The sequence below is a fragment of the Streptosporangium saharense genome, from assembly GCF_014203715.1.
GTDB lineage: Bacteria > Actinomycetota > Actinomycetes > Streptosporangiales > Streptosporangiaceae > Streptosporangium > Streptosporangium saharense.
This window is the reverse complement of record NZ_JACHJP010000012.1, coordinates 136,483-158,263: the sequence shown is the minus strand read 5'-3', so window position 1 is coordinate 158,263 and position 21,781 is coordinate 136,483. Positions and strand designations below refer to the sequence as shown.

Annotated in this window: 14 protein-coding genes; 4 read left to right on the top strand and 10 right to left on the bottom strand. The window is 70.9% G+C overall.

The window, feature by feature from the left end; all coding sequences use genetic code 11:
- Nucleotides 1–86: 86 nt before the first annotated feature.
- Nucleotides 87–1,592 (bottom strand): aldehyde dehydrogenase family protein, encoded by a 1,506-nt coding sequence (locus FHS44_RS35845; protein ID WP_184723758.1) that lies wholly within the window; start codon nt 1,590–1,592, stop codon nt 87–89.
- Between the two features lie 239 nt (nt 1,593–1,831).
- Here FHS44_RS35845 and FHS44_RS35840 point away from each other — a divergent pair, with 239 nt between their 5' ends.
- Together FHS44_RS35840 and FHS44_RS35835 are read left to right on the top strand one after the other, a co-directional pair.
- Entirely contained in the window at nt 1,832–2,821 is a 990-nt protein-coding gene (locus FHS44_RS35840; RefSeq protein WP_184723755.1) for an AraC-like ligand-binding domain-containing protein, read from the top strand.
- A 16-nt stretch (nt 2,822–2,837) separates the two neighbouring features.
- On the top strand, nt 2,838–3,938 hold the full coding sequence (locus FHS44_RS35835; protein WP_184723752.1) for a hypothetical protein: 1,101 nt from the start codon (nt 2,838–2,840) through the stop codon (nt 3,936–3,938).
- Nucleotides 3,939–3,954: 16 nt separating this feature from the next.
- On the opposite strand, the gene FHS44_RS35830 is transcribed toward FHS44_RS35835, so the two are convergent.
- The 3 genes from FHS44_RS35830 to FHS44_RS35820 all read right to left on the bottom strand — a co-directional run bounded on the left by FHS44_RS35830 (nt 3,955) and on the right by FHS44_RS35820 (nt 7,855).
- Entirely contained in the window at nt 3,955–5,457 is a 1,503-nt protein-coding gene (locus tag FHS44_RS35830; protein WP_184723749.1) for a sugar ABC transporter ATP-binding protein, read from the bottom strand.
- A 111-nt stretch (nt 5,458–5,568) separates the two neighbouring features.
- A complete protein-coding gene (locus FHS44_RS35825; protein WP_184723747.1) occupies nt 5,569–6,687 on the bottom strand; it encodes a sugar ABC transporter substrate-binding protein in 1,119 nt (372 codons plus the stop codon).
- Nucleotides 6,688–6,796: 109 nt separating this feature from the next.
- Nucleotides 6,797–7,855 (bottom strand): ABC transporter permease, encoded by a 1,059-nt coding sequence (locus FHS44_RS35820; protein WP_221461697.1) that lies wholly within the window; start codon nt 7,853–7,855, stop codon nt 6,797–6,799.
- Nucleotides 7,856–8,048: 193 nt separating this feature from the next.
- On the opposite strand from FHS44_RS35820, the gene FHS44_RS35815 reads away from it, so the two are divergent.
- Together FHS44_RS35815 and FHS44_RS42570 are read left to right on the top strand one after the other, a co-directional pair.
- Nucleotides 8,049–8,876 carry an SDR family NAD(P)-dependent oxidoreductase gene (locus FHS44_RS35815; protein WP_184723741.1) on the top strand — a complete coding sequence of 276 codons (828 nt, stop codon included), beginning with the start codon at nt 8,049–8,051 and terminating at the stop codon, nt 8,874–8,876.
- A complete protein-coding gene (locus FHS44_RS42570) occupies nt 8,873–10,393 on the top strand; it encodes a GMC family oxidoreductase (protein WP_184723738.1) in 1,521 nt (506 codons plus the stop codon). Before FHS44_RS35815 ends, FHS44_RS42570 begins: the two co-directional genes overlap by 4 nt.
- A 40-nt stretch (nt 10,394–10,433) precedes the next feature.
- On the opposite strand, the gene FHS44_RS35805 is transcribed toward FHS44_RS42570, so the two are convergent.
- The 6 genes from FHS44_RS35805 to FHS44_RS35780 form a co-directional block, all read right to left on the bottom strand.
- A complete protein-coding gene (locus FHS44_RS35805; protein ID WP_184723735.1) occupies nt 10,434–10,676 on the bottom strand; it encodes a hypothetical protein in 243 nt (80 codons plus the stop codon).
- Between the two features lie 62 nt (nt 10,677–10,738).
- A complete protein-coding gene (locus tag FHS44_RS35800) occupies nt 10,739–11,872 on the bottom strand; it encodes an esterase-like activity of phytase family protein (protein ID WP_184723733.1) in 1,134 nt (377 codons plus the stop codon).
- Between the two features lie 283 nt (nt 11,873–12,155).
- The gene (locus FHS44_RS35795; RefSeq protein ID WP_184723730.1) at nt 12,156–13,661 is read right to left on the bottom strand and encodes an MFS transporter; all 1,506 of its coding nucleotides are present in this window, start codon (nt 13,659–13,661) and stop codon (nt 12,156–12,158) included.
- A gap of 182 nt (nt 13,662–13,843) precedes the next feature.
- Nucleotides 13,844–15,514 (bottom strand): condensation domain-containing protein, encoded by a 1,671-nt coding sequence (locus FHS44_RS35790; RefSeq protein WP_184723727.1) that lies wholly within the window; start codon nt 15,512–15,514, stop codon nt 13,844–13,846.
- The gene (locus FHS44_RS35785) at nt 15,511–15,678 is read right to left on the bottom strand and encodes an MbtH family protein (RefSeq protein ID WP_184723724.1); all 168 of its coding nucleotides are present in this window, start codon (nt 15,676–15,678) and stop codon (nt 15,511–15,513) included. Before FHS44_RS35785 ends, FHS44_RS35790 begins: the two co-directional genes overlap by 4 nt.
- Nucleotides 15,679–15,762: 84 nt before the next feature.
- Nucleotides 15,763–21,780 (bottom strand): non-ribosomal peptide synthetase, encoded by a 6,018-nt coding sequence (locus tag FHS44_RS35780; protein WP_184723722.1) that lies wholly within the window; start codon nt 21,778–21,780, stop codon nt 15,763–15,765.
- Between the last annotated feature and the right edge of the window lies 1 nt (nt 21,781).

Genomic DNA, 21,781 nt, shown 5'->3' with positions numbered 1-21,781 from the left:
GAGCCCACCGCGCGGACGCACCGGCCGTACCCGGCCCCTACCCCTTGGTCACCGGGCCTGACACCGGCCAGAAACCAACGGGGTTCCTACCGGTCCAGGTTGACGAAGACTCCCTTGACCTCGGTGTAGGCCTCCAGCGCGTACGGTCCCATCTCCCGGCCGACACCGCTGGCCTTGAAACCGCCCCAGGGCGCGGCGGCGTCGGGGACGTGGAGCATGTTGACGAACACCGAGCCCGCCCGTACGGCGGCGGCCAGGGTGTGCGCGGTCGACAGGTCCTTGGTCCAGATCGAGGCCGCGAGCCCGAACTCGCTGTCGTTGGCCCGGTCGGCGATGTCGTCCAGGTCGTCGTAGGCCAGCACGGGGATGACCGGGCCGAAGATCTCCTCCCTGGCGATCGTCATGTCGTCGGTCACCCCGGCGAAGACGGTCGGGCGGTAGAAGAAGCCCTTCTCCAGGTCACCGTCGGCACGCCGTCCACCGGTCACCAGCTCGGCGCCCTGCTCGACGCCGGTACGCACGTAACCGTCGACGCTGCGCAGGTGCTCCTCGGTGACGAGCGGGCCCAGGTCGGTCGTGTCGGCCAGGCCGGGGCCGAGGCGCAGGGCGGCGGCGGCCGCGGCGGCCTTCTCGGTGAACTCGTCAACCCGGCTGCGGTCCACGTAGAACCTGGAGTAGGCGGCGCACACCTGGCCGCTGTTGAACAGGGCGCCCTGGACGCAGCCCGCGACGGCCCTGTCGAGGTCGGCGTCGTGCGCCACGATCGTGGGGGTCTTGCCGCCCAGCTCAAGGGTGACCCGCTTGAGGTTGCCCGCGGAGGAGCGCATGATCTCCCGGCCGACCTCGGTCGAGCCGGTGAAGGACACCTTGTCCACCCCGGCGTGCGCCACCAGGGCGCGGCCGACCTCGGGACCACCGGTGAGGAGGTTGACGACGCCCTCGGGCACCCCGGCCTCAAGGCACAGCTCCGCCAGGCGCAGCGCGGTCAGCGAGGTCTGCTCGGCGGGCTTGATGATCACCGTGTTGGCGCAGGCCAGCGCGGGGGCGAGCTTCCAGGTCAGGATCATCAGCGGGAAGTTCCACGGCGTGATCAGCGCGCAGACCCCGACCGGCTCCCTGCGGGTGTAGTGCAGCGTGTTCGGCAGCGAGATCGGAGAGGTCGCGCCCTCGATCTTGGTGGTCCAGCCCGCGTAGTAGCGGAAGTGCTCGGCCGCTCCCGGGACCGAGACGCCCCTGGCCACCCCGAGCGGCTGCCCCTGGTCCCGCGTCTCCAGGTAGGCCAGCTCGTCGCCGTTCGCCTCGATCAGGTCGGCGATCCGCCAGAGCACCCGCGCACGCGCGGCGGGCGACATCTGCGCCCACTCGGGGTCGCGCAGCGCCTTCCTGGCCGCGTCGACGGCAGCGTCCACGTCGGAGGCGTCGGCCTCGGCCAGCTCGCCGAGCGGCGCGGCCGTCGCCGGGTCGTAGGTCGTGAAGGTCCGTCCTGAGGTGCCGGGGCCCCACTCACCGCCGATGAGCAGCCTGCCGGGCTTTTCCAGGACGGGAGAGTCGGGACCGCTCTCCTGCGGTCGCAGAAACGTCGACACTGCCATGTTCTCCACGGCCTCCCCGTGCTCGCTGTCGCCACTCGACCGCCGACACCGACGGTCAGATCAGTTGTACGGCGTGGCGCACCGACCGGCCTTGTCTGTGACGGCACAGCTCTTGCCTGTCACGCTCCAGCGGTTTGCGGTTACTGTCATGTGACAGGGATGCTGCGGGAGCATTGCCAAACAACGGCACGCGATGCAACATTCCTGCAGTTAGACGCACCACCCATGCAGGAGGAAGCATGTCGTCTCTACTGCGCACAGCCGACCTGCCCGCCCGCGAACGCGCCGACTTCTGGTGCTCGGCGATCTCCGAGGCGTTCGTGCCCCTCGACATGACCCTCGCCAACGGCGAGACGTTCCGAGGGCAGATGCGCAGTAGAAGCCTGGGCGTGATGCTGGTCAGCGACGTCGCCGCCGACGCCCACAAGGCCGAGCGGACCCGCCGTCTGATCGCCAGGTCGGAAACCGACTACTACAAGCTGAGCATGCCGCTGCAGGGCTACTGCCTGGTCATGCAGGACGGCCGTGAGGCCCCGCTCACCCCCGGCGACCTGGCCGTCTACGACACCAGCAGGCCCTACACCGTGGCCTTCGACAACACCTGCCGGATGCTGGTGCTCATGTTCCCCCAGCGCTTCCTGAGGCTGCGGCCACACGAGATGCACGAGGTGACGGCCAACCGCGTCTCAGGCCGCCAGGGGGTCGGGGCCCTGGTCTCCCCGCTGCTGATGAACCTCGTCACCAAGATGGACGAGATCGGGGAGAACCAGTCGCTGCAGCTGGCCGACAACATCCTCGACCTGCTCGCCACCCTCTTCTCGGAACGGCTCGGCAAGCAGGGGACGCCGCCGCCCAGCTCCCCCCAGACGCTCCTGCTGCGCATCAGGGCCTTCATCGAGGCCCACCTCGACGACGGCAACCTCACCCCGGACACGGTCGCCGCCGCGGTGCACATCTCCACCGGCTACCTGCACAAACTCTTCAGGATGGAGGGGACCACGGTCTCCCGCTTCATCAGGGAACGCAGGCTAGAGCACTGCCGCCGCGACCTGGTCGATCCGGACCAGTGGACGCTCTCGGTCAGCACCGTCGCCGCCCACTGGGGCTTCGTCGACGCCGCCCACTTCAGCCGGCTGTTCAAGGCGACCTACGGCGTCTCCCCCCGCGAATACCGCCTGACCCGGGACGCCCAGGGCGGGGTGGCCGTATCAGCCTGGGAAACGGCGTGACGCCCGCACCCAGCGGTTGAGAACCCAGAAGCGGCGCACCAGGCTGGTCCTGGTCGTCGCACTCGCCTCGGCGCTCTCCTCCTGCGTCAAAGCTCCTGAAGCCTCCCGACACCTCCAGTCCCCGGTCGCCGCCATCGTGTTGCTGGCGACGAACGAACTCGTCGTTCTGACGCAGGACGGCCGGGTGTCGGCACGGCGGCGGCTGGGGGCGGACGCGCTCGACGTCTGGGCCGTCCAACGACGCATGGCCCTCGGCCCCGACGGCCTTCTCCACGTTCTCCTGGGCCGGGACGTGCGTTCGCGCCCCGATCGGGTGGCCGTCGTCGACCCGATCTCACTGCGCCAGGTGAAGAGCTACGAACTGGACCATGAGACGACGTACCGGGTTCTCACCCCCGGCCCCCGAACGGGCCAGATCCGCCTTCTGGGCAACGCCGGCGGTGACGTGGTCATGGCCCTCCTCGGCCCGAAGGGCGTCGCACACCGTGAGGTGGTGCGCACGGACCGGGACAACGATCTACGTGTCTTCGACGCCGTCCTCACCGGGGATGAGAAGCGCCTGTTCGTCGGCTATCACGGAGCGGACAGCACGGGCGCCGACGTCGTCCGCCTCTCTCCCGCAGGCCGGCAAACATGTCGTGCGGCTCCCGGAGTGGGTTGCCTACCTGATGTGCACGGCGGCATGAAGGTCGTCGGTGATCTGCTGTACACGGCGACGGGCTCGGCCACGAGGGTTGACGAGCGGAATCCGGACGGCCGGATCCGCCGACGATTGAACCCCCGATCCGGTAACAACCATCTGATGGCGATCACCGCCGACGGCCACCACCTGTACGCCCTGGGGTCGTGCGGCTACGCCGGTGGACTGACCCGTGTCACCCTGTCCACCGGCGAGACGACAGAGCTCTCCTCCCGCCCGGAAAACGAGATATGCGGAGAACAGCTCACTCTTAACCGCTCGGGGAATGCGTTGGCTGTCCTGTCCCTTCCACGGCCGGTTCCCCAGACAGGGCGTACGAGTGGCTCAGCCGTCCTGTTCGTCGATCCGAAGACCGGCCGTGTGACCGGCCGTGGAACGCTCGACGCCGATCCGCTCGATGTCGTTCCGTTGGATTGACCCGTTCCGTCCGAGGTCAGGATTCGCCGGTGTTCATCAGTTCCAGGATGGTGTGCTGGGTCAGGGTTTCGCCTTCGAGGATGGCGGCTATTTTGCCTCGGTAGAAGACCGCCACGCGGTCGCACAGGGAGGCCAGTTCCTCGACGTCGGTTGAGCAGAGCATGGTGACCGTCCCCGCCTGGGTGGCCGAGCGGATCAGGGTGTGCATCTCGGCCTTGGCGCCCACGTCCACGCCCCTGGTCGGGTCGTCGAGCAGCAGCACGGAGGGTTCGGCGTCGAGCCACTTGGCGAGCACGACCTTCTGCTGGTTGCCGCCGGAGAGCAGGCCGGTGCGCTGGTCCACGCTCGAACACCGCAGGCTCATCCGCTCGCCGTGGTCACGGGCCCGGGCGCGCAGGGCCGTACGGCGCAGGAAGGCTCCGTCGCGGCCGAGGGCGACGGCGCGGACCTGGGCGATGTTCTCCCAGATCGGCTTGTCCAGCATGAGGCCGAACCTGCGCCGGTCGCCGGAGACGACGGCGACGCCCGCCGCGATGCTGCGGCGCAGGCCGTTGGGGGCCCGGCGTCCGGAGGGCAGGCGAACCTCGCCGGTGTCGGCCCTGCGCAGGCCCGCGACCAGTTCGAGCGTCGCCTGGTGGCCCGATCCGGCGAGACCGGCCAGCCCGAGGATCTCGCCGGGCCGTACGGTCAGTGACACCCCGGACAGGGCGCCCCGCGATCCGGCGTCCACGATCCTCAGCTCGCCGCCCGCCGTCTCCTGGGGGGCCACGAGTGTCGGCTTCTCCTGGGCCTGGACGGTCTTGTCCCCCAGCATGGCCGCGACCACCTCCGGCATGGACAGCGACTTCCTGTCCTGGGCCTCCATGACGACCTCGCCGTTGCGCAGGACCGTGATGACGTCGCTGAGCGCCATGACCTCCTCAAGGATGTGCGAGACGAAGACGACGCCGACCTGGTGCTCGCACAGGACGCGGACGACGTTCAGCAGCCGGTCGGCGCTGGCCTGTTCGAGCGCGGAGGTCGGCTCGTCCAGGATCAGCACGCGCGGCTTGGTCAGCAGGGCCCTGGCGATCTCGACGAGCTGACGCTGCGCCAGGGAGAGGTCGCCGAGCCTGGTCCTGACCGGGACGTTCAGGCCGAGCTGGTCGAGCACCGGGGCCGCGGCCTGGGCCATGCCCGTACGGTCGAGGAAGGGTCCCCTGCGCGGGCCGGTCACCGGATAGAGGTTGGCCAGGATGTCCAGGTCGGGGAAGAGGTTGAGCTCCTGGGAGACGACGGCCACGCCGTGCTGGGCGGCGTCGCCGGTGTTGCGGAAGCGCACCTGCCTGCCGTTGAGGGTGAGGCTGCCCCGGTCAGGGGTGACCGCGCCGGACATGATCTTGATCAACGTCGACTTGCCGGCGCCGTTCTCGCCGAGGAGGGCGTGGACGGTTCCCGCCTCGACGTGGATGCCCGCCTCCTTGAGGGCGACGACGCCTCCGTACGTCTTGCCGATGTTCCTGGCCTCCAGGATCGCCATGGTGTGCGCTCCTCCTACTGCGGCTGCTGCGGGCACTGTTACTGGCGCTGTTACGGGGGGTACGGCGGGGCGGCCGGGCCTGGGAGAGCAGTGGCCGACCGCCCCGCGGAGTCAGTTGGCCTGTCCGATGGGCTTGAGGTAGGTGTTCGGGTCGGCGAACTGCTTGTCCACGACGGACTTGAAGTAGGCGGTACGGCTGGCCTCGTCGGTCTGCCGCTTGATGATCTCGTCCACGTTGTCCTTGTTCACGATCAGCGTGCCGGGGTTCCACCAGCCGGTCGGCGCCGGCTTGCCGGTCCGCTTGCTCTCGATGAGCAGGCGCATCGCGACGTAGCCCTTGAGCCAGTGCTCGGGCGAGGAGAGCGCGAACAGCTGGCCCTTCTTGACGGCCTGCAGCGCCTCCGGCGGGATGTCCGCGGAACCGGCGAGGAACTCACGGCCGGTCTGCTGCTTGATCAGCGGCAGCGAGACGCCGTCCTGGCCGCCGACGCCGAGGAAGGCGATGGCCTTCGGGTTGGCCTTGACGATGCCCTGCCAGGCGTTGAAGTTGTCGGTCGGCTCGGACTTGGCGTCGAACGGACCCTTGATCGTCAGCTTGGGACGCTTCTCCTTGATGACCGAGACGAGTCCCTCGATGCGCTGGTTGAGCAGTTCGAGGCCGGGGATGTCGTTGCCGATCACGACGTCGCCGGTGGCGTCCTCGGGGACGTGCTTGATGAACTCCTCGCCGAGCGCGACGCCCAGCTCGGTGTTGCTGTTGCCGACGAAGAGGTCGACCTTGGTCCCGGGCGGGGGCGCGGTGTCCACTGCGGCCATCGGGATGTTCTGGTCGGTCGCCTGGTTGAGCGGGCGGACGAACAGGTCGGGGGTGAGGGTCTCCAGCCCGATGCCGTCGGGGGAGTTCCTGATCGCGGACTGGAAGAGCTGGACCTGGGCGGGACCGTTGACCCCGACGGGGGCGGCCTGGTTGAGGGTGACGCTGCCGTCCTCGTCGGCGGCGGCCTTGGCGCCGAACGCCATCTCCTGGAACGGGTTCTGGGTGGACGTCGCGTAGATGAAGCCCATCTTCAGCGGCTTCTTCGCGTCCCCTCCCCCGCTCGCGCCCGCCGTCTCCTGCGTGCCGGACGAACCGGACGGGCCAGAGGAACAGGCCGTGAGCGCGATGGCCGAGGCGGTGAGTATCGACAGGGCGGTGAACGTACGGCGGCGACGCCTCGGTCCAGCGGTCATGGGGTGGCTCCTCTTAATTTCTATTTTTGTGGGATAAATCAGGTTTCTCCGGAGAGCCAGATGTGTTCGGATCGCCGGGTTTTGTGAGAGGTGGATGGAACAGGTACGGCTAGAGGCCGAGCGCCTCGTCCTTACGCCTGCGGCGTCTGCGCAGCAGGCTGTCCAGCGAGACCGCCAGCAGGATCACGGCGCCGGTGGCGAAGGAGCTCCAGTTCACCGGGATGTTGAAGTACTGCAGGCCGCTGCCGACCACGGCCAGCAGGATCGCGCCGAAGATCGCTCCGACGACCGTCGCCGTGCCGCCGCGCAGCGGGGTGCCGCCGATCACGGCCGCCGCGATCGCCTGCAGCTCGAACCCGGTGCCGATGTTGGGGTCACCGGAGGTGAAGAAGGCGAGGCCGAGGGCGGCGGCCACCCCCGCGAGCAGGCCGACCATCACCAGGACCTGCATCCTGACCCGGTTTGTCGAGATGCCGGAGAAGGTGGCGGCGTCGGGGTTGGAGCCGATCGCGCGCACCCGGTAGCCGAAGGAGGTGAAGCGCAGCACGACCGTGAGCAGGATTGCGATGACGACCAGCACCCACACGCTCGTGTAGACGCCGAGGATCTTGCCGCCCAGGATCGTGAAGAAGGAGTTCTCGACCGGCATGCCGGTCACCTGCTGCCCCTCGCTCAGGGCCAGGGACAGCCCCCGGTAGACCGACAGGGTCGCCAGCGTCGCCACGATGGTCGGGATGCCGATGTACTGCACGACCAGCGCGTTCACCAGGCCCAGGATGCCGCCGAGCACGACGCCGAGCAGCCCCGCGAGCCAGGGCGAGAGCCCCTGGTTGATCAGCAGGCCCATGCTGATGAGTGACAGGCCGAACATCGAGCCGACCGACAGGTCGATCTCCCGCATGGAGATCAGGAAGGCCATGCCTCCGGCGAGGAGACCGACGTAGACCGACGCCTGCAGGGTGTCGAGCAGCTGGGCGGCCGACAGGAAGTCCGGGTGCAGGATGCCGATGACGACGACCAGCGCGATCGTCGCGACCAGCACGCTCATGGACTCCATCGTGGGGACGCGGCGCGCCAGGGCACCCAGTCCCCCGCCGGGGCGCTCCCCCGGAACGTTCGGGGCGTCCAGCTCGGGCGTCCCTTTAGTTCCGACATCGTCGACACTCACGGCGTCCCTCCGTCTCTTGTCGTGGTACCGGACTTCCGCTAAGGCTGACGGACAGGACGGTGAACGTACTTGACCCTGAGTGACCATTCCTTGTCTTTCGCTCACCCTGTCCTTCGCCGGCGGGGTGCGCGGAGCTTACCCGTGGTTAGCGTGACTGTCATCGCGCCTGGCGTGACTCAAGAAGGACATAGAGGTGAGCACACTCGTGAACCCCTTGGAAGACAAGGTCGCCCTGGTCACCGGAGGTGGCTCGGGCATCGGTGAGGCGATCTGCAGGCGTCTCGACGCCGACGGTGCGACCGTCGTCGTGCTCGACCGGGTGAGGGAGGCGGCGGAGCTGACCGCCGGGACGCTCCGCAAGTCCCACGCGCTGGTCGCCGACGTGTCCGACTCGGCCGCGGTCGACGCGGCGGTCTCCGAGGTGGCCGCCACCCACGGTCGCCTGGACATCCTGGTCAACAACGCCGGGGTACGCGGCGGGCAGGAGGCAGAGGACGCCTTCGCCAGGCTCGACACGCGCCTCGACGAGCTGCGGACCGACGGCGCCGCCGCCACCACGGTCGACGCGACCGTGAGCATCTCCGACGAGGCCTGGCGGGACATGATCGCCGTGCACCTCGACGGCACGTTCTACTGCACCAGGGCCGCGCTGCGGATCATGACGGGGCAGCGCTCGGGGGTCGTCGTCAACGTCTCCTCGATCTGCGGCCTCACCGGCTGCGAGCACCTGCCGCACTACTCGGCCGCCAAGGGCGGCATCCAGGCGCTGACCCGGGCAGTCGCCCGCGATGTCGCGCCGTACGGCATCCGCGTCAACTGTGTGGCGCCCGGCTACATCGAGACCCCGCTCGGCTCGGTGATCGGCGGGCGGATGCGCGCCGATCTTGAGGAGCGCATCGCCCTCGGCCGGTTCGGGCTGCCCAGGGAGATCGCCGACACGGTGGCCTTCCTCGCCGGGGACGGCGGCAGCTACTTCACCGGCCAGACGCTCAGCCCCAACGGCGGGCTGGTGATCTCGTGACCGGCGCACCGGCCCAGTACAAGGCCGACGTGATCGTGGTCGGCGCCGGTTCCGCGGGCTCCGTGGTCGCGCGCAGGCTCGCCGACGCGGGCGCGAGCGTGCTGCTCGTCGAGGCGGGGCCGCAGGGACGCTTCCCCGCCGTCGACGACCCGACCCGGATGCACGAGCTGTGGGACTCCCCCCTCGACTGGGGATACCGTACGGTTCCGCAGGAGCACGCCCACGGGCGCCGGCTGCACCTGCCGCGCGGCAGGGCCGTCGGCGGGTCACACAACCTGAACGCCATGATCTGGGTGCGGGGCAACCCGGCCGACTACGACGACTGGGCCGCCAGGGGCAATCCGGGGTGGGCGTGGCAGGACGTGCGCCCTGTCTTCGCCAGGATCGAGGCCGTCGACTCGGCGCAGGGCGAGGCGCGTGGCCCGCTGCACATCCTGACGGGTTACGAGCCCTCACCGGCCCACCTGGCGATCGTCGAGGCCGCCCAGCAGGCTGGGCTGCCGTTCAACCCGGACTACAACGGGGCGTCGCAGGACGGCGTCTCCTTCATGCAGTTCACGATCCAGGACCACCGCAGGCTGACGACCGCGGACGCCTATCTGGGTCCGCTGTCCGGGCGTGACGGGTTCACCCTGGTCCCGGGGGCGCACGTCCACCGGCTGCTGTTCGAGGGCGAGCGCTGCGTCGGCGTCGAGTGGGAGCGCGACGGCGTGCTCGAACGCGGCCTGGCCGGGCACGAGATCGTGCTGAGCGCCGGGGCCATCGGCTCACCGGAGATCCTGCTGCGCTCGGGCGTCGGCGACGCCGGGGAACTGGCCGCGCACGGCATCGCCGTACAGGCCGACCTGCCCGGGGTGGGACGCAACCTGCAGGACCACTGGCTGGTTCCGGTGATCGCCGGGACGGACCGGCAGATTCCCGCCTCGCACGGGCTGCCGCGCACCCAGAGCCACCTGTTCTGGCGCAGCAGGCCCGAGCTGGCGGTGCCCGACCTGCAGCCGCTGCACTTCGACGCGCCGCTGTACGAGCGCTGGATGGAGGGGCCGCCGGACGGCGTCTCGCTCATGGCCGGTCTGGTCCGTCCTGCCAGTCACGGTGACATCCGGCTCTCCGGTCCCGCGCCGACCGACCCGCTGCTCATCGACCCCCGGGTGCTCTCCGAGCACGCCGACGTCGAGGCGCTCGCGGCTGCCGTACGGCTGTGCCAGGAGATCGTGGCGGCTCCCGCGCTGCGGGAGGACTGGGGAGCCTACGAGCTCTACCCGGGGACGCTGGCCGAGACCGACGAGGGGCTGCACGCCTACGTCAGGGAGAGCGTGGTCACCTACCACCACCAGTCGGGCACCTGCAAGATGGGGACGGACGAGGCGGCGGTTGTCGATCCGAGGCTGCGGGTCCACGGTGTCACCGGGCTGCGCGTCGCGGACGCCTCGATCATGCCGTCGGTGACGACGGGCAACACGAACGCCCCGGCCATCATGATCGCGGAGCGGGCCGCGGAGTTCATGACCTCCTGAGGTGTGTCCCGGCGACGGTCGCCCCCGTCGCCGGGACGCCTCATTTGTCCTCGCCGGTCTCCCTGACCTCGGCGTGGTCGAGGTCGATGTCGTAGGTCACCGGGATCAGCCGCCGCAGGCCGGTGTCGACTCCCCCTCCGGGGTTGATCTCGAACACCACCTTCCTGCCGCCCCTGGTGATGTCCCTGACCTCCTTGACGACGTGCTCGTGGCTCTGGTCCGTGTGGTCACCCGACCTGCGGACCGCCTCGGGAACCCAGGTGTTCTCGTCCTCCCGCGCCACCGCGACCTCCCCGCCTCGGTATGGGATGTATCACCCGCAACCAGGCTAACTCCGACGATCGCTCAGCAGCCCCTCACCGCGAAGGCCAGAAACTGGGTGATCTCCTGGTCGTCGAAGTTGTCGTCGGAGCCGACGACCAGGACGCGTTCGCCCGAGGCCAGGCGCGGCCCCCAGGCCAGGCTCTCCAGGTTCTGCACCGCCGCCCCACCGGCGTTGAAGTCGTGCACCAGCCGCTTGGTGACGGTCCGGTACGGCGTGGCCCCGGTGAGGCTGTTCCTGCCCAGGACGTTCGTCGCGCCGCGCAGGTTGATCTCGTACAGCTTCACCCGGTAGCCGACGCCCTCGATCCAGAACCGTTCGAGGGACAGCAGGCGGTCGTCGTCCACGGCCAGGAGTTCCGAGACGCCGCCGTCGTACTTGCCGGTCGGCGGGACCGGGGCGGCGGGCAGCCGCTCGACGGGGTAGGCGTACTGGGCGCGCGTCCTACCGTTCCTGTCCCACACGGTGATGCGGGAGAGGGCGCCGCGCTCGGTGGTCACGGGGTCGCCGTCCTCGTAGCGGGGTCCCTCGACGATGGCCGCGATGCCGTGGGGGGTGAAGGTCAGGCCCTCGAACCCGGCGTTGCGGCGGGGGCCGGAGGTGGTGTTCGTCAGCTTCAGGTTGGCGGGGATCGGCAGCCCGCCACGATCGTGACCACCCCGGTCGACCCAGCGCAGCGACATCTCGACGACCGGGATGTCCGGGGCGCTCTCCTCGGGCCTGTCCCCCTCGTTGCCCCACAGGAGCCTGCGGCTCCACGGGTCGAAGCGGATGGTCTCCGGGTCGGCGGCGTCGGGCTTGCCGTAGCCGGGGTAGGGCGTCCCGTCGGGGCGCAGCAGGGTGGTGACCCCGGTGACGCTCACTCCCTCGAAGCGCCGGGTGAGCGGGTTGATGTCGAGCCTGCCCGTGTAGTAGCGGGCGGGGTTGTAGCGGTCGCGGTCGTCGGAGACGAAGTACCACGTGCCGGTGAGCGGGTCGCGGTCGATGCCGGACAGGCCGCCGACCGTCGTCCCCTGGAACTGCGCCCTGTGCGGCAGGTGCTGCTCGCCGAGGAAGTGGGTGACGCGGATGTCCTCGACCGGCGCCGCCGCCGCGGCCCGCGCCTGGACGGTCCCGAGACCGGCAGCCATCGCGAGCGCGAGGAGGGCCCGCGTCATTGTTCGCCGATTCTTCATGCGTTTCTCCGAATCCCGAAAATGTCTCACACAGAACTGGCGGAGACATGAGACCGCGAAACGCGATGACTGTCCACGGGAATCGGAATCCGGGTGCGAGGCTGTCCGGATAATGCCACGGAGAATCCGGCCAAGCATCTTAAAACGAGAGACTCACCTGGTCAGCGCCCTACACGAGCCCTCGGAGCCTCGAACCAGAAAAATCCCCAAGCACAGCAGAAAGGGCCGACAAATGGGTATTTGTCGGCCCTCTCCAAAAGATATGTCAGACTTTCTCCACCTGTTCCCGAGCCTCCTCGGGAGGAACGGCACCCTCGGCGGGCATCGCGATCGGGCGCAGCACGGCCCAGGCCACGAGCGCGGCGGCCACGGAGCCCACGGCGCCGACGATCATGCCCGACGACATGGCGTTGACGAAGGCCGCCTTCGCGGCGCTCGCGAGCGAGGCGTCTCCCAGGGAGAGCGCGACGGCGATCGACTCCTTGGCCGGGGCCGGGGCGCTGTCCGGCATGCCCGAGGAGTAGGCGGCGGCCAGGACGCTGCCGAGCAGGGCGACGCTGAGCGCGCCACCGGTCTGCTGGACGGTGTCGTTGAGCGCCGAGCCGATGCCCGCCCTGTCCGGCGGCACCGCGCTCATCAGCGAGGCGTAGGCCGCGGGCCCGACCAGGCCGCCGCCGACGCCCATCACCAGCAGGCCGCAGATGAACAGGCCGTAGCCGCTGTCCGGAGTCAACTGGGTGAGCACCACGAAGCCCCCCGCGAACACCAGCATCCCGGCCGTCACCAGGGTGCGGTTGGACAGCTTCTTGCCCAGCGTCGCGCCGAGGCCGTTGAAGACGATGGCCGCGATCATGTAGGGGATGAGGGCCAGGCTCGCCTGGAGGACCCCGTACCCCAGGACGAACTGGAGGTACTGGGTGAGCATCAGCAGCAGGCCGCCCGCGGAGAAGGCCAGCAGCACGATCGAGAAGCTGGCGCCGCTGAAGTTGCGCTCACGCCAGAGCCCGAGCGGCAGCATGGCGTGCGGGTTGCGCCGCTCCCAGAGGATGAAGCCGGTCAGCAGCACGAGCGCGGCCAGCCCGGAGGCCAGCACGGCGGGCGAGCTCCAGCCCCGCTCCGGCACGGAGATGATCATCCAGACCAGGGCGACCATGCCCGCGGTGGACAGCACAGCCCCGAGGAGGTCGATGGGCCTGGCCTGGCCGCGCGACTCCGGCATGAGCAGCAGCGCGGCGGCGATCGCGAGCACGCTGATCGGGACGTTGACCAGGAAGACCGAGCCCCACCAGTAGTGGTCGAGGAGGAAACCGCCGAGCGAGGGCCCGGCGATGCCGCCCGCCATGAGCACCGAGCTCCAGGCAGCGATGGCCTTGCGCTGCTCGGACTGGTCGAAGACGTTCATGATGATGGACAGGGTGCTCGGCATGAGGAACGATCCGCCGAAGCCCATCAGCGCCCGGCAGGCGATGAGCTGGGCGGGGCTCTGGGCGAACGTCGCGACCAGCGAGGCCCCGCCGAACAGCGCCAGGCCGATGACCAGGAAGCGTCGCCTGCCGTACCGGTCGGACAGGGCGCCGACCGTGAGCAGCACACCGGCGAAGGCCAGCATGTAGGCGTTGATGATCCACTGGATGTCCGCGGGGGTCGCGCCGAGCTCCCGCATGAGGGAGGGGATGGCGAGGTTGAGGATCCCGTTGTCGACGACCAGCACGAGCAGGCTCAGGCACAGGACACCGAGGATCAACCACCGTCTTGGGTGGGGGGACGACATGACGACTCCATGACTCGTACAGCGTTCGAGACCTTTCTCGCACACCGTACTATGGAACTCGCACATCGTGCGAGTCATTACCCGGCCGGTGCGGCGCGCGGCCACCGCACCGGCCGGAGACCCTCAGCGCATGTCGCGGTCCGGCCAGCACCAGGAGGTCCAGGGGCCGCCACGGGCGCGCCTCACCGGCCCGTCCCCTCGTCGAGCACCGGCAGGGCGGCCCAGCCGTCCGGGGAGGCGGGCGCGCCGTCGCAGACCACGTAGTGGTGGGGGGTCATCGCCGCCATCCGCCCGGACAGTTTCCCCACGCAGGCGGTGTGGATCTCCTGCGGCGTCACGGGCCCGGCGAGGTGGCACACCAGCCGCCCGTCCTCGAAGGTCACCCGGAAGGGACGCTCCCCCACCGCGTCGCGGACGAGCCGCTCCACCTCGGCCAGGTGGACCCAGCACGCGTCGACCGTCACCCATCCCGGCCCCCGCTCCAGGGGGACGACCCCGGTCAGCGCGGACACCTCGGAGATCGGCACGTCCCGCTCCGCGGCCTCGATGAGCAGCCGCGCGATCCCCTCGCCGAGCGCCTCGGCGTCCTCGCGCGGCAGGCAGCGCGGGTCGGCCCAGAGGGTGAAGTCCACCTCTCCTTCGAGGGTGCGCACCCACACCGAGGTGCGGGTCGGCATCGTCGCGTCGGGCAGCCAGTGGGAGCGCACGTCCTGCCCGTCCTCCTCGATACGGCCCGTCCGCCGTCCAGGGCCGGGGACGCTCATGTCGTTGAAGACGATGTCCCTGGCGAAGAACACCCCCCGCGACCGCTGGACCTCCTCCATGATCTGGACGAGCGCGTCGGAGTCGAAGCGGCTGTTCTGGTAGGCGGCCAGCGTCGCGGCCCTGGCCCGCCGCAGCACGCCGTCGAACGTGGGCTCGTCGAGGTCGATCGGGACCAGGGCGTCCTGGGCCAGCGGGCCGACGTACTCGCGAAGTTCGGGACGGAACCGGTTGGCCGAGATCGCCAGGGCGACGGCAGTACGCTGCCCCGCCCGCAGTCCGGCGATCAGGGTGTAGGCGGCGAGCACCGCGGCCGAGCGGCTGACCCCGGTGCGGGTCCCGATCCGTCCGAGCGCCCTGGCGGCCCGCGTCGAGCGCACCCGCAGCCTGGGCAGCAGCCAGTCGTTGTCGCCGTCGTCGACGGAGGCGGTGAAGGTCGAGCGGGGGATCCGCTCCAGGTTGGTCCGCCAGTACGTCAGGGCGGCCTGCGCGCGCTTCAGGCTCGCCGGGTTCCGTTCCGCCCACGCCACGTCGAGCGGCTGGGGGGCGGTGACGGGCGCCGGGACCTCGCCGAGGAGCAGACGGCCCAGCTCGGCCCGCATCAGGCCAAGGCCGACGGCGTCGACCGTGGTGTGCGTGACGATCAGCACGACGTGCTCGGGCACCCCGTCGTTGACGGTCACCGCCATCCGCACCGGAAGCTCTCCGGCGGGATCGAACCGTACGGCCTGCAGCCGGGCGGCCACCTCGTCGGCGAGGTCGGCCGAGCCCCGTGACTCGTGCACCTCGATGACCAGCTCGCCCTCGCCCGCGACGTGCTGGAGGTCGTCGCGGAAGGTCGTGCGCAGCGACTCGTGCCGGGAGACGAGCAGCTCGGCGGCCGTGACCACGTCGCCGAGCGTCCTGCCAGGGGGGACGTTGAGCACGAAGCGGTAGTTCATGTGCTCCGGGGGGTCGGTGAGCACGCAGCGGATCATGTTGGCCTGACCGACGGTCGGCGGTCCGCTGGCCGTACGCTCACCCTGGAAGCGGGCCACGAGCCCGGCCGGACTGCCGGGCAGGACCTCGGCGACCTGGCCGCCCGCGCTCATCGGGCGCTCTTCGGTCGCAGGTCGGTCCACACCTGTTCGATGTGCTCCAGACATTCCTGCCTGTCGCCCGAGGTGCCGTCCGGCCGCCAGCCGTCGGGGAGCGGACGGTCCGCGGGCCAGATCGAGTACTGCTCCTCGTGGTTGACCACGACTTGATACGTCACGGGGAGGGGCTCCTTGCTGTGGTTGTGCGGAAAAGCCACCGCGGGTCCGGGCGGCGGCTTTTCCGTGGACGGGGTCCCGGCCGGTCAGGAGACCCCCTGGGCGAGGCGGGCGACCTCCTCGTCGGAGAGCCCGGCGATCTCCGCCAGGAGCAGTTCCTCGACGAGGCCGGCCAGACCGGCGACCGTGCTGTGCTCGAACATCGCCCTGATCGGGATGTCGATGTCGGTGATGGCCCTGATCCGCGCGATGACGCGGGTGGCCAGCAGCGAGTGGCCGCCGATGTCGAAGAAGTCGTCGAGCGCGCCGACCTCGGCGGCGCCGAGCACCTCGCAGAAGACCTCGGCGACGAGTTGCTCGGCGTCGGTCCTCGGCGGCACCGAGGGGGTGCGCCGGTCGATGGACGGCGTGGGCAGGGCCTTCCTGTCCACCTTCCCGTTGCGGGTCAGCGGCAGCTCGCCGAGCGTCACCCATACCGAGGGGACCAGGTAGGACGGCAGCCGCGTGGCGAGGAAGCCGGGCAGCTCGGCCACCGGGTCGGTCCCTTCCTCGGCGACCACGTATCCGACGAGGGTGTCCTCGACGGCGGTGACCACGGCCTGCCGTACGGCGGGGTGGTCGAGCAGGCGCGCCTCGACCTCGCCGGGCTCGACGCGGAAGCCGCGCACCTTGACCTGGTCGTCGATCCTGCCGAGGAACTCAAGGCGGCCGTCGGGGCGCCAGCGGGCGCGGTCGCCGGTGCGGTAGAGGCGCTCGCCCGGCCCGCCGTACGGGTCGGGGACGAAACGCTCGGCCGTCAGGCCGGGACGCCGCAGGTAGCCCCTGGCCAGACCGGCGCCGCCAAGGCACAGCTCGCCGGGGGCGCCGGGCGGCACGGGTGAGCCGTCCTCGGCGAGGACCGCGACGTGGACGCCGCCGATGGGCCGTCCGATGGGGGGCCGCTCGCCCCGCTCCCCCGGTACGACGCCGGGTCCCGCGATCTCGTCGGCGGTCGCGATGACCGTCGCCTCGGTCGGGCCGTAGGTGTTGACGAGCCGGATCCGGTCGCCGAAGCGCTCACGCCACCTGGCGACCGCGTCGGCCTTCAGCTCCTCCCCGCCCAGGATGACCAGCCGCAGCGCGGGCGGCCAGGCGATCTCGTCGATCTGGCCGACCAGGTGGTGCCAGTACGCCGTGGGCAGGTCGAGCACGGTCACCCGGCTCCCGTCGGGCGTGGCGAGCAGGTCGGGCAGGGTCACCGCGCCCTCGGGCAGCAGTTCGAGGCGGGCCCCGGCCGCCAGCGCCGGATAGATTTCCTCGGCGTGGGTGTCGAAGCTCAGCGTGGCGAACTGGACGACCCTGTCGCCGGGGCCCAGGCCGTACTCCCCGGCCATCCAGGCGACCCGGGCGGCCAGGCCGTCGTGTTCGACGAGCACACCCTTGGGCGTCCCCGAGGAGCCCGAGGTGTAGATCACGTAGGCGACCCCGTCGGCCGCCACGCCCTCGATCTCCTCCTGGACGAAGGCGCGCCGCTCCTCGGGCAGCGCCGGGTCGAGCGGCAGGTAGGCGGCGCCCGCCCGCCAGGCCCCGAGCAGCGTCGCGACGCCCTCCGGCGTGCGGTCCAGCGGGACGACGGCGATCCGTCCTGCCTCGAAGCGCGCGGCGGCCTTGTCGGCGAGTTCGTCCAGCTCACGGTAGGTGACCACCCGCCCGGCACAGCCGATGGCCGGCGCGTCCGGATGCTCCCGTACGGCTCGCGCGATCAGGTCCGGCACGGAGACCGGGGCGGGCAGCGCGGGGCCGCGGGAGACGGAGGTGAGGAAGGCCTCGTCGGCCTCGGTGAGCATGGGCAGTTCGGACAGGTGCCGGTCGGGGTCGGCGGTGACGCCGCGCAGCAGGGCCGCGAGCCGGGTGGCGTACGCCTCGGCCGTGCTCCGCTCGAACAGCGTCGTGTCGTACTCAAGCTCGACGTAGAGGTCCCCGGTGTCGTGCCAGGCCTCCAGCATCAGGTCGAACTTGGCCTGCGCGCGGTTGCCGGAGAACTGGCCGACGGACAGCCCGGGGAAGGGCTTGGGCACCCGCCCCGAGTCCTCGGTGTGCAGGACCGCCATCGTCTGGAAGACGGGGGTGCGGGTCAGGTCGCGCTCGATCTGGAGTGAGCCGACCAGTTCCTCGAACGGCAGCCCCTGGTTGGCGAAGGCGTCGAGCACGGTCGCGCGGGTCGCGGCGAGGAACTCGGAGAAGGTCGGGTCGCCCGACAGGTCGCCGCGCAACACCGGCACGTCGGTGATGTAGCCGATGACCGATTCGAGCTCGACGGTGTCCCTGCCCGCGTTGGAGGTGCCGACCAGGATGTCGGTCTGGCCGCTGTGCCGCGACAGCAGGACCTGGTAGGCGGCCAGCAGCGTCATGAACAGCGTCGCGCCCCTGCGGCGGCCCATCGCGACGAGCGCGTCCGCCTCGGCCGGGTCGAGTCTGAAGCCCACGAAGGCGCCGTGCCTGGCGCCGCCGACGGCGTGCGGCCTGTCGGTCGGCAGGGCCAGCGGGGTCGGGTCGGCGAGCTGTGTGCTCCAGTAGTCGAACAGCTTGGAGGAGTCGCGTCCGCGCTGCCACACCACCAGGTCGCCGAACTGCAGCGGCACCGGGGGCAGCGAGCCTCCCGAGTACAGCACTGCCAGTTCGTCGCGCAGGATGTTCAGCGACCAGCCGTCCCCGAGGATGTGGTGGGCGACCACGCACAGGACGTGGTCGTCGGTGTCCTGCTCGATGAGCGTGACCCTTACGGCCGGGCCCCGGGTGAGGTCGAAGGGGGTGTTGACCCGTTCGGCGACGAGCGGCCTCGCGTCCCCCCTCAGGCGTTCGATCTCCACCGGTCCCGGCGGGTCGATCACCATGACGGGCTGGCCGTCCACCTCGGGGAAGCGGGTGCGCAGGGTCTCGTGGCGGGCGACGACGCCGTCGAAGGCCCTGCCGAGCGCCGCCACGTCGAGGGGGCCGGTCAGCCGCAGCACGAGGTGGATGTTGAAGGCGGCGTTACCGGCCGGGTCGAACCGGTTGAGGAACCACAGGCGTTCCTGTCCTGACGACAGCGGCGGCGTCATCCCCGCCGGTCTGGGGACGGGGACGTCGCCGGGGCCGGTGTCCTCGGTGTCCAGCAGTTCGGCCAGCGCCGCGACCGTCGGCCTGGTGAACACCTCCCGCACCGGGACGCGCACCGGCAGGCGGGCGGTGACCATGGTGGCCAGCAGCGAGTGGCCGCCGAGGGCGAAGAAGTCGTCGTGGGCGCCGACCGTCTCGCGGCCGAGCACCTCGGCGAACACCTGGGCGACCAGCCGTTCGTTCGGGGTGCGCGGCGGCGTCGTGTCCGCCGTGGTCAGCTCCCGCAGGGCCCCGGTCAGGATCGCGGGCAGCGCCTTGCGGTCCACCTTGCCGTTGGGGGTCAGCGGCAGTTCCTCAAGCACGACGAACGACTGCGGCACCAGATAGCCGGGAAGCTGCGTGGCCATGTGCTCGCGCAGGACCCCGGTGCCGGACAGGCCGGGCGCCACGACGACGGCGACCAGGGTCTCCTCGTGCACCGTGGCCACGGCCTGCCGTACGGCGGGGTGGGTTTCGAGGACGGCCTCGACCTCGCCGAGCTCGATCCGGTGGCCGCGGAGTTTGACCTGGTTGTCGGTCCTGCCGAGGAACTCGATAGTCCCGTCGGGCAGCCAGCGCCCCAGGTCGCCGGTGCGGTAGAGGCGCTCCCCCGGCCCGCCGTACGGGTCGGGCACGAAGCGCTCGGCGGTGAGGGCGGGCCTGCCGAGATAGCCGTCGGCGACGCCGAGGCCGCCGATGAACAGCTCGCCGGGCACGCCGACCGGCGCCAGACCGCCTTCGGGGTCGAGGATGTGGACGGTGTTCCCGGCGATCGGCCGCCCGATCACGATCTCGTACGGCTCGGCGGGGATGTCCCAGGTTGTGGAGTAGATCGCCGTCTCGGTCGGGCCGTAGCCGTTGATCAGGCGGTTCGTCCTGGACCGCAGCTCCCTGGCCAGTTGCGGGGCGATCGGCTCCCCCGCGGTCACGCCCGTGACCTTCGGCAGGTCGCCCGCCAGCAGGACGCGCCAGCCGGACGGCGTCGCCTGGACGTGGGTGACCCCGGCCCTCCTGACGAGTTCGGCGACCGCGGTGCCGTCCCTGGCGTCCTCGGCCATGACGACCCGGCCCCCGGTGATCAGCGGGAGGTACAGCTCGATGGTGGAGATGTCGAAGGCGACCGAGGTGAGCGCGAGCCAGGCGTGCTCCTGGCGGGCGCCGACCAGGGAGCCGATGGCCAGCAGCGTGTTGGCCAGCGCGCCGTGCGGGACCGCCACCCCCTTCGGACGGCCCGTCGAGCCGGAGGTGTAGAGCACGTAGGCGGTGTCCTCCGGACGAGGACGGGGCAGGGCGTCGGCGGGATCGGCCTCTGGAAGGTCGCGCAGGTCGTCGTCGGTGAGGACGAGCGCGGCGCCGGAGTCCTCGGTCACGTAGTCAACGCGTGCCTGCGGGTAGGCCGGATCGACGGGCAGGTAGGCCGCGCCCGACAGGGTGACGCCGAGCAGCGCGACCAGCGTGCCCGGCCCCCTGCTCACCCTGACCGCGACCAGCGACCCCCTGCCGACCCCCGCCTCGCGCAGCCGTACGGCAAGCGCGCTCGCCCGGGCGCACAGCTCGGCGTAGGTGAGGCCGGGACCGTGCTCGGCGGTGACGGCGACGGCGTCGGGCCTGGCGGCCACCTGGGTGAGGAACATGTCGGCCAGCGTCTCGCGCGGCCGTTCCGCGGGGTTGGCCCTGGCCAGCAGCCACCGGCGTTCCTCGGCGGGCAGGATGTCCAGGGTGGCGACGGGGGCCTGCGGCGCGTCGAGCGCGGCGGCGAGCAGCACGGGCAGGCGGGCGGCGAGCCGTTCGGCGCTCTCCCGGTCGAACAGGTCGGTGCTGTAGACGAGGGAGCCGGACAGGCCGCCGTCCTCCGCGGGCCACAGGTCGAGGGACAGGTCGGTCCTGGCGGCGATCCAGCCCGCGGGGAAGGACTCCTCGCGCAGGCCGGGCAGCGGGCCCTCCTCGGCCTCGGTGCTCTGGGTGTGCACGACGAAGATCGTCTGGAACAGCGGGGTCCTGCTGGCGTCGCGTTCGACGCCGAGCGCGCCGAGCAGCCGTTCGAGCGGCACGTCGGGGGCGCTCATGGCCTGGATGACGGTCCTGCGGGTGCGCTTGAGCAGCTCGTCGAAGGACGGCTCACCCGACAGGTCGGCCCGCAGCATGAGCATCCTGGACAGGAAGCCGATCATCGGCTCCAGCTCGGTGCTGTCGCGGCCCGCGACGGGAGCACCGACGCAGAAGTCGGTCTGGCCACTGTGGCGCGACAGGAGCACCTGGTAGGCGGTGAGCAGCACCATGAACGGCGTGACCCGGCGGGCGCGGGCGAACTCCGAGACCCGCGCGACCAGTTCGCCGGGCAGGTGGAAGACCAGTTCCGCGCCGTCGCCGCTGCGCTGCGGGGGACGCTGCCTGTCGGTCGGCAGGTCGAGCGCGGGAACGCCAGCCAGGCGCGCGGCCCACTCGGCGACGTCGGCGTCGTCGTCCCTGGCGCGCTGCGCGCGGACGTGCTCGCCGTACTGCAGGGCCAGTGGCGGCAGGGGGTCGCGGCCCGCGTAGTTGTGGGCCAGTTCGTCGCGCAGCACGACGACCGAGGCGCCGTCGGCGACGATGTGGTGCAGTGTCACGGCCAGGACGTGGTCCCCCGGGCCGAGGCGGATGAGCGAGACCCGCACGGGCGGCGCGGCGGACAGGTCGAAGGGGGTGTTTGCCCGCTCGGCGACGATCCTCCTGGCTTCTTCCTCGGATCCGGCCTCGTAGCGGTCGATCGTCACGGGTCCCGGGGGCAGGACGACGGCGACGGGCCTGCCGTCCACCTCGTCGAAGCGGGTGCGCAGGGTCTCGTGGCGCCGCGCGACGGCGGCGAGGGCGGCTTCGAGAGCGGGGACGTCGAGTTCACCGAGTAATCGGTAGGCGTGGCAGGTGTTGTAGGAGTGGTCGCGAGGATCGAAGCGGTGGAGGAACCAGAGCCGTTCCTGCCCGTAGGAGAGCGGCTGGATCTGTTCCATG